The 11,342-nt window shown below is 75.9% G+C and carries 8 protein-coding genes and 1 pseudogene; 3 read left to right on the top strand and 6 right to left on the bottom strand.

Annotation, left to right across the window (positions count from 1 at the left end; translation table 11 throughout):
• The 6 genes and pseudogenes from GQS09_RS23310 to GQS09_RS23335 all read right to left on the bottom strand — a co-directional run.
• Positions 1–604: pseudogene (locus GQS09_RS23310) on the bottom strand (hypothetical protein); the annotation flags it as partial.
• 3 nt (positions 605–607) lie between these two features.
• The gene (locus GQS09_RS23315) at positions 608–3,226 is read right to left on the bottom strand and encodes a serine/threonine-protein kinase (RefSeq protein WP_243761713.1); all 2,619 of its coding nucleotides are present in this window, start codon (positions 3,224–3,226) and stop codon (positions 608–610) included.
• Between the two features lie 20 nt (positions 3,227–3,246).
• A complete protein-coding gene (locus GQS09_RS23320; RefSeq protein WP_165989387.1) occupies positions 3,247–4,473 on the bottom strand; it encodes a hypothetical protein in 1,227 nt (408 codons plus the stop codon).
• A gap of 140 nt (positions 4,474–4,613) precedes the next feature.
• Complete coding sequence (locus GQS09_RS23325) at positions 4,614–5,696, bottom strand: glutamate ABC transporter substrate-binding protein (RefSeq protein WP_243761712.1); 1,083 nt, start codon at positions 5,694–5,696, stop codon at positions 4,614–4,616.
• Positions 5,697–5,713: 17 nt separating this feature from the next.
• On the bottom strand, positions 5,714–7,150 hold the full coding sequence (locus GQS09_RS23330; RefSeq protein WP_165989388.1) for a hypothetical protein: 1,437 nt from the start codon (positions 7,148–7,150) through the stop codon (positions 5,714–5,716).
• Between the two features lie 242 nt (positions 7,151–7,392).
• Positions 7,393–8,088: a GNAT family N-acetyltransferase gene (locus GQS09_RS23335; RefSeq protein WP_165989390.1), complete on the bottom strand. Its 696-nt coding sequence runs from the start codon at positions 8,086–8,088 to the stop codon at positions 7,393–7,395.
• 402 nt (positions 8,089–8,490) lie between these two features.
• On the opposite strand from GQS09_RS23335, the gene GQS09_RS23340 reads away from it, so the two are divergent.
• From GQS09_RS23340 to GQS09_RS23350, 3 genes are all read left to right on the top strand, one after another.
• A complete protein-coding gene (locus tag GQS09_RS23340) occupies positions 8,491–9,045 on the top strand; it encodes an HNH endonuclease (RefSeq protein ID WP_165989393.1) in 555 nt (184 codons plus the stop codon).
• Between the two features lie 267 nt (positions 9,046–9,312).
• Entirely contained in the window at positions 9,313–9,663 is a 351-nt protein-coding gene (locus tag GQS09_RS23345; protein WP_165989395.1) for a hypothetical protein, read from the top strand.
• Positions 9,660–11,342 (top strand): 4-alpha-glucanotransferase (locus GQS09_RS23350; protein WP_165989397.1); only part of this gene is annotated, 1,683 nt, incomplete at its 3' end. The genes GQS09_RS23345 and GQS09_RS23350, both read left to right, overlap by 4 nt.

Raw genomic sequence — 11,342 nt, forward strand, 5'->3', positions numbered from 1 at the left:
CCTCCGCGCCCCGGGCCGCTCCGCCCTGCCGGCCGGGCCACTGCGGTTCCGGCTCCCCGCCGCCGCCGGCCGCGGCGGTCGGCGGCAGGGCGGGGGCGGAGAAGTCCGGGAGCGTGCGCTCGGGGTCGTGATCCCCCTGCGGCGCCGGGGCGGTGCGCTTGTGCGGCGGGTTCACCCAGTCCGGGATGGTGGGATCGGCGGGCCGGGTCCGGGCCGCCCGCTTGTGCGGGGGATTGACCCAGTCCGGGACGTCGAAGTCGCCGCCCTCGCCGCCGGTGTCCGGCGCGCCGGGCGCCTGCCGCGGCGGGGCCTCGGCGCGGGGCGGGTTGACCCACTCGGGGATGGTCAGATCGGTACCCCCCGCGGCCGGTGGCGGGCCCTGCCCCGGTGCCGGGGCGGACGGAGCCGGCGGGCCGGCCGGTGCGGCAGGTGCTGCCGGTGCGGCCGGGCCGGCCGGGGCATCGGGCGGTCCGGGCGGCGGGGAAGCGGCGGGCTGCGCGGGCGCGCTGCGGAGGTCGGTGCCGCAGACGCCGCAGAAGCGGTCGCCGTGTTCCCTGGGCTCTCCGCAGCCCGGGCAGGCGGAGACTCGGTCAAGCTGCGGCATGTGTCACACCCAGGTCCTCGGGCGGAAGCGGTTGGCCGCCTCCACCAGGTCGATCCGTTCACTGCTGCTGGGCGCGAGCCGGGCCAGCACCCGGTAGGAATGCTCCAGCCCGAGCCGGAGCCCGGTCTCGTCCAGCGGCCGGCCCAGCACCTGCCGGCCGTTCCCGGCCGGCTGCCGTCCGCCCCGGCTCCCGGCCAGCAGCCAGTCCAGCGCGGCGCCCAGCACCTCACAGGACAGCTGTTCGCCCAGCGCCGGTTCCAGTCCGTTCTCGCGCAGTTCCGCCAACTGGCGGGACGCGGCGAGCAGATCCGGCAGCAGCTCCTCCGACGGCAGCCGCTGCCGCAGCCGCGCCCGGATCGCCGCCACCCGCGCCGCCGTCCAGTGGGCCGAGGCCGCGGGCACCGACTCCAGCGCCTGCACCGCCCCGGCCCGGTCCCCGCGCGCCAGCCGCACCCGTGCCAGCCCGAACCCGGCGCTCACATGGCTCGGGTCCGTGGTCCACACCAGGTCGTAGTAGTCGGCCGCGTTGTCCAGCTGGCCGAGCACTTCCGCGCACAGTGCCAGCGCCAGCTTCGGCGCCACCTCGCCGGGGAAGGCGTCGTACACCGCGTCGAAGGACAGCGCCGCGGTCTCCCAGTCCCGGCCGATCAGCGCGGCCAGCGCCCGGTACCAGACCACCCGCCAGTCGTCCGGGTGGTCCTCCTCCAGCGCGGCCAGCGCCTGCCCGGCCTCCGGCCGCAGCACCTGCCCGGCACCGGCCGCGGACGGTGCCGTCACCGGCATCTCCAGCCAGGCGCGCAGCTCCCGCAGCCGCCGCTCCACCGAATCCACCGGCGCGGCGCGCAGCGCGGTGAGCAGATCGCCCGGATCGGCGGCCGGCAGCCCGGCCAGGAAGCCCGCGTTGGGATCGGCCGGGTCCACCTTGGGCACCGGCAGGGCCAGCGCCGCCTCCCGCACGTCCAGCGGCACCACCGCCGGGGTGGCGGGCGCGGGCGGCAGCGCGGCGGCGGCCGCGCCCGCGCGGCGCTCCCGGCGCCCCACCGCGCGGCGCCCCAGCCGGGACACGTCCGAGCCGCCGTCCGCGGCGCGGGGCAGCAGCTCGGTGTCGGTGACCCGCAGCTCCGGGCCGAACAGCGGCGAGACGGCCGGCCGCGGCTGGCGGCTCTGCAGGGCGGCGATCTCCCGCAGCACCCCGGTCAGCTGCTCGGCCATCTCCTCGGCCGAGGCGAAGCGGCGGTCCGGGTCCGGGTCGGTGGCCCGCACCAGCAGCCGGTAGAAGGACTCGTAGCGCTGGAAGACCTCCACCTGGTCGGGCTCCGGCAGCGAGTCGGCGTACCGGCTGGTGTAGCCGCGGAAATCGAAGGTCAGCACGGCCAGGGTGCGGGCCACGGTGTACAGGTCGGAGGCGACCGACGGACCCAGCTCGGGCACCTCCGGCGCCTGATAGCCCACGGTGCCGTAGATCGCGCTGGCGGTGTCGTCCACCCGGCGCACCGCGCCCATGTCGATGAGCTTGAGCTGATCGCCCTGCTGGATCGCGTTGTCCACCTTGAAGTCGCAGTACAGCAGATTGCGGCTGTGCAGATAGCCCAGCGCGTCCAGCGCCTCGATGCCGTACGCGCAGGCCTGCTCCACCGGCAGCGGATCGCGGTGGCCGTCCGGGGTGCGCCGCTCGTTGGCTATCTCCTTCAGCGACTTGCCGCCCACGTACTCCATGACGATGTAGCCGTCCAGGCTGCCGGTCCGCCGGTCCAGATGCTCCACGAAGTTGTAGATCCGCACGATCGCGGCGTGCTCGATCTCGGAGAGGAAGCGGCGCTCGGCGATGGCCGCCTGCATGGCGTCCTGGTCGCCGGTGTCCAGCAGGCCCTTGAGCACCACCCACCGGCCGCCCACCGGGTGGTCGATGGCCAGGTAGATCCACCCCAGGCCGCCGTGCGCGATGCAGCCCACCACCTCGTACTGGCCGCCCACCATGTCCCCGGGGCTCAGCTTGGGCACAAAGGAGTAGGGGTGGCCGCAGGCGGTGCAGAACCCCTCGGTGCGGCCCGGCGTGCTGCCCCGGCTGCGGCCGACCGGCGCGCCGCACTCCAGGTTGCCGCAGTAGCGCTTGCGCTCGGGCACCTCGGGCCTGCCCAGCACCACCTCGCGCGGGTCGGGCCGCGGCACGGTCGGCACCGTGACGATGCCCGCGCCCAGTTTGCCGCGGCCGGAGGAGGCGGAGGAGCGGGAGCTGCGCACCGCGACGGAACGCGAGGGCAGCTCCCCGGAGAGCGCCCGGGAGAGCCGCCCGGACACCGAGCGCCGGGACATCTGGGACCGCGAGGTCGAGCGGGAGGTCGACCGCGAGGTCGAGCGGGAGGTCGAGCGGGAGGCGGACGACGAACGGGCCGAACCGGCCGGACCGTCCGGCCCCGGCCCCGGTCCGTGGCCGCCGGAGGCGCGCGTCGACGGCGACGGGCCCGGGACCCCCTCCTGCCGCGCCGCGCCCCCCGCCCCGGAGGACCGGGCCGCCATGGCCTCGGCGGAGACGACGGGAGCCAGCCCGCAGGTGTCGCAGTAGCGCTCGCCGTTGCCCATGTCCTCGTACGTGCCGGCGCAGTTCGGCCGCTGGCACGGCATCGGTTGCTGCTGCGCGTTGTTCACGCTCGCTCCTCGTTGGCTTCCTTCTCCAGCGCCGAAAGTTCGTCCAGGTACCGCATCACCGCCCGCTCGGCCGCCCGCAGGTCGCAGGGTGCGCTCCACAGCAGCCGGCGTGCCGTGTCGTACCGTTCCACCAGCACCAGATCCTCGGCCAGCCGCAGCCGGGCGGCCTTGGCCCGGAACGCGTCGAGCCGGCCGCGCAGTTCCGCCCGGACGGCGAGCGGCGCGGTCACCGCGGTCAGCGACTCCCGTGCCCGCTGGAGCTCCTCCTCGGCCCGCCGCTCCAGCGACTCCAGCAGCGGGGACAGCCGGTGCCACTGGGACCGGCGGCGCAGCTCCGCCGCGGTGGCCAGCTCCTCCTGGAGCGCGGTCGGCGGCCCGCTGACCGCCGGCACCTCGGAGGCCGCGATCTTGGCGAGCACCTCGCCGCGGGCCGCGCGTGCCTCGGCCAGGGTGCGGTCCGCCCGGGAGAGCAGGTCGCGCAGGCGCATCAGCCGGTCCTCGGCGTCCTTGCGGACGTCGATCACCGCCTCGATCTCCCGCCGCACCTCCTCGATGGTGCGGGCGGCGCGGTCGTAGCGGGTGGTGTCCGGACGTCCGCCGCCGGGCGCGCTGCTGCCGCCGGCCGGCACCCAGAAGGCCAGCGGGTCGGCGATGACCTCCTCGCGCAGCGCGCTCAGCTCCTCGGTGACCGCCTCCAGGTCGTCGCCGGCCGGGTGCTGGCCGGGCCGGACCCCGACCGAGTGCGCCAGCTGCGCCACCCGCTGCAGCTCGGCGGAGAGCAGGTCGATCCGGGCGGGCAGCGCCGACCAGACGGCGTCGGCCGCCGCCACCACGTCCAGCACCTCGGCGTAGCCGGTGTTCATCCGGCGCACCAGTTCCCCCCAGCCGATGTGCTCGGCCAGCAGGACCCCGCCGGTGACGACCATGCAGTCGCCCTCCAGCAGCCGGGAGAGCTCCTCCAGTTCGGCGCCGCCGGGGTGGCGGCGGCGGGCGCGCACCTCGCGCGCCTCGGTCAGGGTGCGGGAGCAGACGTCGAAGTGGGACCACAGCCGGGTGAGGGTCTCCTCGGCCGCGGTCCAGCGCTCCTTGGTGACGCCGGTCAGGGCGGCGCCCTCCAGCAGCCGGCGGCCGGCGTGGTCCTGGAGCGCCAGCAGGGAACTCTCGATCGCCTCGTGCTCGGCGCCGAGCCGGGCCAGCCGGCGGTCCGCTTCCTCACGGCTCAACACCGCTCACACCTCCTGCCCTTGCCGTCGTCCGGGTCCACCGCCGTCGTGGCCGGCGGTGTGGCCGCGGCCGTCGTGGCCGCCGCCGTCGCCGCCGTCGCCGCCGTCACCGCTCACCGCGCATCATGCCGGGCCGTTCCTCAGCCCCGGCCGTAGCGGGGCTGAGGCGGCGCCGGATCCGCCCGCCCCAGGTGCTCGGCCAGCCACCTGTCGTAGGACCGGCGCCATCCGCTGTTCGTTCCGCCACTCGTCCACTCCTCCAGCACCCGGTTGACCCGGCGCACCAGGTCCGTGTCCTCCAGGTGCATCGCTACCCCGTACGGCTCGATGGTGAGCGGCTCCCCGACCAGGTGCATGGCCGGATCCTGGGCGGCGTGCCCGGCGGCCAGCGCGCTGTCCGTCATCAGCGCGTCCGCCTCGCCGAGCTGCACCAGCACCAGGCAGTCCAGGTGGTTGGCGGCCGGCACGATGCTCGCCCCCAGCCCTTCGGCGCCGGCCCGCTCCAGCAGATCGGCCGCGGTGGAGCCGTCGGCCCGGCACACCCGCTGCCCGTTCAGCGTCCGGTCCAGCCCGGTGATGTCCGAGCTGCGCGGCACCAGAAGCTGCTGCCCGGCCTCGAAGTAGGCGGTGGAGAACGCCACCTTCTCCCACCGTTCGCAGGTGATGGACATGGTGCGCACCACCATGTCGACCTCCCGGTCCTGGATCAGCGGAATCCGCTCCGAGGTCGGCACGGCCTTGAACACGATGTCCGGGTCCGGGCCGAGCAGGTCCTCGGCGATGGCCCGCACCAGATCGATGTCGAAGCCGACGATGCGGTTCTCCGGGTCGCGGAAGCCCCACAGATAGCTGTTCTGGTCCACGCCCACGATCAGCGCGCCGCGTTCCTGGATGCGCCGCACCGCCTCGCCGTCGTCCGGGCCGCCGGGCGAGGGCGCGTAACTGTCCGCGGGGTCGCTGCCGTCCGGGCACACCTCGGGCTCCGCGGCGGGCCGTATCCGCTCGCTCGCGGCCTGCTCGGCCTCCTCCACCGAGCCGGGCAGGTCCGGGAAGGACGGCGGACGGCCGCCGGTGCCGCCGTCCAGCACGGTGCAGACCAGCATCACCGCGGCCAGCGCCAGACCGGCCGCGGCCAGCAGCAGCGCCCGGCCGTTGCCGGTCCGCCCGGTCCGGACCGTGCGCCGCGCGGCCGGGCGGGCCTCCGGCGGTGTCCGGTGTGCCATGGGCCCTCCGCCCCCTCTCACCGGTACTCCGACAGCCGGCGCCCGATGCCGAGCACCGCGCCGGCCGCACCCGCCAGCCCGAGCACCACCGCGCCGGCGGTCAGCCCGCCGAGGGCGGACCGGCCGCCGGACGCGGCCTGCTCGAAGTCCTGCTGTTCGTGTCCGACCGCCTCGTCAAGGCTTCCGTGCACCCGGTCGAAGAGCACCCCGGTGGACTCCTCGGCGCCGATGACCAGGTCCACGGCACGTTCGTAGTCACCGCCGGCCTCGGCCCGCCGGGCCTCGTCGTGCCGTGCCCGCCAGGCCGCGATGTCCGCGCCGACGCTGTCCAGCGGGCCGCGGCCGGCCTCGTCCTCGGCCAGACCCCGGGCTCCGGAGAGCAGGCCGGCCGCGGCGTCCTCCCCGTCCCCGGCCGGGCCGGCGATCAGCTCCATCCGCTCCTGGTAGTTCTCGGCGTAGACCGAGCCGGAGCCGCGGGCCACCAGGATCAGGTTCTCGTCGCCGCGCGCCTGGAGCAGGGCGATCCACATCTCGTTGAGCACCTCCAGGGAACGGGCGCCCTCGTGGTCCGCGGTGCCGAGCTGGGAGCGGGCCAGCGTGTGCGCCCCGGCCAGCCAGCCCAGCAGCACGGCGACCGCGGCGGTGGCCGCCACCAGACCCGGGTTCAGCACCCGGTTGGTGCGGCGCAGATGCCGCACCTGCGCCCAGCCCAGGACGCCCAGCGCCGCCCCGCCGGTCAGCAGGGCCGCCCACGGCCATTTCCGGGCGTCGTCCAGCTCGCTGCGGAACCGGTCGGTCTCCAGCAGGTAGAGGCGCTCCGCCGCGGGCAGCAGCACCTCCTGCATCCGGGTGCTGGCGTAGCGCAGATAGGCGCCGCCCAGCGGCAGGCCGCGCCGGTTGTGCGCCCGCGCGGTCTCCACCAGCCCGGTGTAGACGGGAAGTTGCTCGCTCAGCACGCGGATCTGCTCGCGTGCCTCGGGCGAGCCGCCGCTGTGCGTGGCGGCGGCGCCGAGCAGCACGGCGGCGGCCCGGATGTCCTCCTCGTAGCGCTCGCGCACCGCCCGGGGCTCGTCGGCACCGGAGAGGAAGCCGGTGGCGGCGGTGGTGTCGGCGTCGGCGAGCGAGCGGTAGATGCTGGCCGCGTCGGCGCTCAGCGGCTGGGTGTCGTCGACGACCCGGGCGGCGCCGCCGGCCCGGTCTCCCGTCTGCCAGGCGGTGACCGCGCCGAACAGCAGGATCAGCCCGGCCAGTACGGCGCCGATGATGCGCAGCCGGCCGGGTTCGGTGCGGGCGCCGGCGCGCAGCCGGTCCAGCCCCTCCACGAAGGCGGTGCGGCGCTTTCCGGCCGGTGCCGGTGCCGGGGGGGCGGGAGGACGCGGCGGGAGGACCACAGGACCGTTCGGCGCCGCAACTCCCGGTGCCGCCGCGGGCGGTGCGGTCTGCGGATATGTCACGGTCCGGGACCTCCCCCTGTAGTTGTCCTCGCCTCCAAGGTCGTCTGAGGCGCGTCCGTGGTTCCCGACCGCGCCACCCGGACCGGCCGCGGTACGGGCCTTGGCCAGCAGTATGGCCGGTAGTGGGGGAGGCGGGACAACCGTTGCGGCGTTCTGGGCCGTAACGTGTCCGGTTCGCGATCAGGCAATCGGCGTTCCCCTCCCGTCTCCGGCCCGGCCCGGCCGCCCCGGGGCCCGCGGGCTCAGGCCAGCCGCATGCCGAGGTAGACGGTGGGCGCGGACGGGTCCGGGGCGCGCAGCTCCGTGAAGCCGAGCCGGTCGTAGAACGCCCGGGCCCCGGTGTTCTCCGGGCTCATACCCAGATGCACGCCGGGCACCCGGCGGGCCCGCAGCGCGTCCAGGTAGCTCTCCATCAGCTTGCGGCCCAGGCCCCGCCCCTGGCCCTCGGGCAGCAGGTCGATGTGCAGGTGGGCCGGGTAGTCGCCGACCAGGTCGGCGGGCAGCATCCGCTCCGCGTGGTGCAGCAGGTCCCGCATGTGGCCGTCCAGGTCGGTGGTGGGCAGGCCGGGCTGCGGGAAGCGGGCGGCGACCAGCGGCAGCCACTCCTCGCGCAGCCGGCGGAAGAAGGCGGTGCTGTCCGCGGTGCCCACGATGTAGCCGATGACGCGTTCGCCGTTGTCGGCCACGAACACCAGGGAGGGGTCCAACTCGGCGTAGGGGGCGGCGAACAGGGCGGGCAGCACGCCGGGGTCCCGGTAGTGGGGACGGGCGTCGCGGCCGACGTGCCCGGTCCGGATGCAGATGTCCTCCAGTGCCCCGCGGTCGGCGGGCCGGTAGGGGCGGACGACGGCCGGCGGCCGGGAGGCGGCGGAGGGTCCGGGGGGAGCCGGCGGCCCGGAAGGCCCGGAGGGCGGGGAAGGTGCGGGCGGAGGGGTCATGGGCGTCATCCTTGGCCAATCGGAGGCGGGGCACAAGGCTCCGGCAGCGGTCTCCCGGAACCGGTTCCGGAACCGGTTCCGGCAGGGTTCCGGCAGGCCCTCGGGCTGGGGGTGCGCCGGGNCAGGGTTCCGGCAGGCCCTCGGGCTGGGGGTGCGCCGGGGCCGCGGCCGGGGCGCGCGAGGTGGTGCGCGGGGTCGCGCGGCACCGGCGGGGGGAGCGTGTCACGAGAAGATCAAAAGCCGTCCGCGACGGGGGAGAACGTGGCACGGGCGGGGCAACAGTACGGGTGTGGCTCGCGACACTTTCCGGGGATGGTGGCGCCGTCGCCCGTCGTCGGGACACACTGTGGGAGATCGTCCCGGCGCGAGCCACGCGCCGCCGACGGAAGTGGAGGCCGCCCCGTGCCGCATGTCCTGGTTCTCAATGCCTCGTACGAGCCGCTCGGCATCGTGCCGGTGCGACGCGCACTGATCCTGCTCCTGCACGGCAAGGCCGTGACGCTGGAGAACTCCGGCGCGCTGCTGCGGAGCGCCACCGAATCCATACCGGCGCCCAGCGTGGTGCGGCTCAAACGCTTCGTGCGGGTGCCGTATCACGGAGCCGTGCCGCTGACCCGCAGGGCGCTGTTCGCCCGGGACGGCGGCCGTTGTGCGTACTGCGGCGGTGTGGCCACCAGCGTCGACCATGTGGTCCCGCGCAGCCGCGGCGGCCAGCACGTGTGGGACAACGTGGTCGCCGCATGCCGGCGGTGCAACCACATCAAGGCCGACCGGCAGGTGGCCGAGCTCGGCTGGAGACTCAGGTATCAGCCCGCGCCGCCCAAGGGCCTGGCCTGGCGCATTCTCGGAACCGGCCACCGCGATCCGCGGTGGCTGCCGTATCTGCGGCCCTATGGCGGCGACGAGGCACTGGAACGCTTCGAGGCCCGGCCCCTGAGCCACCCCCCGGCGGCCTAGCCGGCTGCGGCACCGGCTGCGGGTACCGCCCGGCCCGGCCTCCACCCGGAGCCGAGCGGCCGATGGTGTGCTGCTGGCCCGGAAGAACATCCGGTTCCCGCAAGAACGGCGTCGGAGAGATGTATGGGCGGCAAATTTTGCGTGCATCCGTCGGGTGAAGTGCTTCACCTTCCCGGGGCAGCCAGGGATGCCCGGGCGACCATGGGGTAGGCCACCGAAGCAGGCGCCGGGACGAGGCGCCCGCAGAACCGGAACGGAGCACACCGCATGAACGACCGAAAATCCTCCGCCGCCCGCTACAGCGCGCCCGCCATCACCCTGCCCGCACAGCACCGCGGCCGCGTGCCGCACCGGGCACCGGAAGCGGCCGAGGCCCCGCGGGCGGCGAGGACCCCGGAGCACCCGGACGCCCCCGATGCCCCGCTGCTGTGGGACGAGACCGGGGAACTGAGCCTGGCCGACCTGTCCGGCCCGGACGACCGCCTGGCCGAGGACGGCCGCCGCCCCCGCCCGCTGACCAGCGAGCCCACCGCCGGCGGGACGGTTCCGCTGACCTCGGAACGCCCGCTGACCGCCGAACCCCCGCTCACGGCAGAATCCGTCCTGGAGGCCGGATGACCGCACTCGCCCGGCTCGCCGAGGCGTACGGCGTCGCCACCGCCTACGAACCCTCGCCGGGCCACCGCGTCGAGATCCCCGATGACACGGTCATCGCCGTGCTCGGCGCCTTCGGCGTTGATGCCGCCACCCCCGGCGCCGCCCGGGACGCCCTGGAGGACCACGAGCAGCGGCAGCGCGCCCGGCTGCTGCCGCCGACCGTGGTGTTAACCCCCGGCACCGCCACCGGATCCGCCGCCCTCCCCGCCGTGCCGGACCTGACCGGCCGCTGCGGCCTGCCCGCCGGCACCACCGTGCGGATGGTCCTGGAGGACGGCCGGGAGTCCGGCTGGTCCCCCGACCCGCCGCCCGGCTTCCACACCCTGCACCTCACCACCCCCGACGGCCGGTCCGCCCGGAGCACCCTGATCGTGCCGCCCGGCCCCCTGCCCGCCCCGCCCGGCCGCCACCACGGACTGCTGGTGCAGCTCTACTCCGTGCTCTCCCGCCGCTCCTGGGGCATGGGCGACCTGGCCGATCTCGCCGAACTGGCCGGCTGGGCCGGCCGCTCCCTCGGGGCCGGCTTCCTCCAGCTCAACCCCCTGCACGCGGCCGTCCCCGGCGCCTCCGGCGAGGCCACCGACCCCTCGCCCTACCGGCCCGGCAGCCGCCGCTTCCCCGACCCGGTGCACCTGCGCATCGAGGACGTCCCCGAGTACGCCTATCTGGAGCCGGCCGACCGCGCCCGGGTGGACGCGCTGCGCGCGCGGGCCGCCGCCCTGCGCGAGGCCGTGCTCGGCCACGGCGTGCCCATCGACCGCGACTCCGTCTGGCAGCTCAAGCGCGAGGCGCTGGAGCTGATCAAGCGCGGGGTGCCGCTCCCGGCCGGCCGCCAGGCCGCCTATGTCGCCTTCCTCGCCGACGGCGGGCGGGCTCTGGAGGACCACGCCACCTGGTGCGCCCTGGCCGAGCTCTACGGCCCGGACTGGCGCGGCTGGCCCACCGGGCTGCGCGATCCGCGCTCCGGCCGCACCGCCCGCGCCCGCAACGATCTGATGGAGCGGGTGGACTTCCACTGCTGGCTGGTCTGGCAGGCGGACGAGCAGCTCGCCCGGGCGCAGCGCACCGCCCGGGAGGCCGGCATGCCGGTCGGGCTGGTGCACGACCTGGCGCTCGGCGTGCATCCGCACGGCTCGGAGGCGTGGAGCTGGCAGCACGCGCTGGCCCCCGGCGTGACGGTCGGTGCGCCGCCGGACGCGTTCAACGCCAAGGGCCAGGACTGGGGCATCCCGGCCTGGCGGCCCGATGTGCTGGCCGCCACCGGCTACCTGCCCTACCGGGAACTGCTGGGCGGGCTGCTGCGGCACGCGGGCGGCATCCGGGTCGACCATGTGATGAGCCACTACCGGCTGTGGTGGGTGCCCGAGGGGGCGCCTCCCACCCAGGGCACCTATGTGACGTACGACGACGCCGCCATGCTGGCCGTGCTGACCCTGGCCGCCGACCGGGCCGGCGCCCTGGTGGTGGGCGAGGACCTGGGCACGGTCGCCCCCGGGGTGCGCCGGGACCTCGACGGGCGCGGGGTGCACGGCACCTCGGTGCTGTGGTTCGAGCGCGACTGGACCGGCCGGGAGCAGCGGGCCGCGCGGTCCGGCGGTCCGGCCCGGCGGCCGGACCGCCCGCGGCCCCGGCGCCGCTCG

It is taken from the genome of Streptomyces sp. YIM 98790, from assembly GCF_011421595.1.
Classification (GTDB): Bacteria; Actinomycetota; Actinomycetes; order Streptomycetales; family Streptomycetaceae; genus Streptomyces.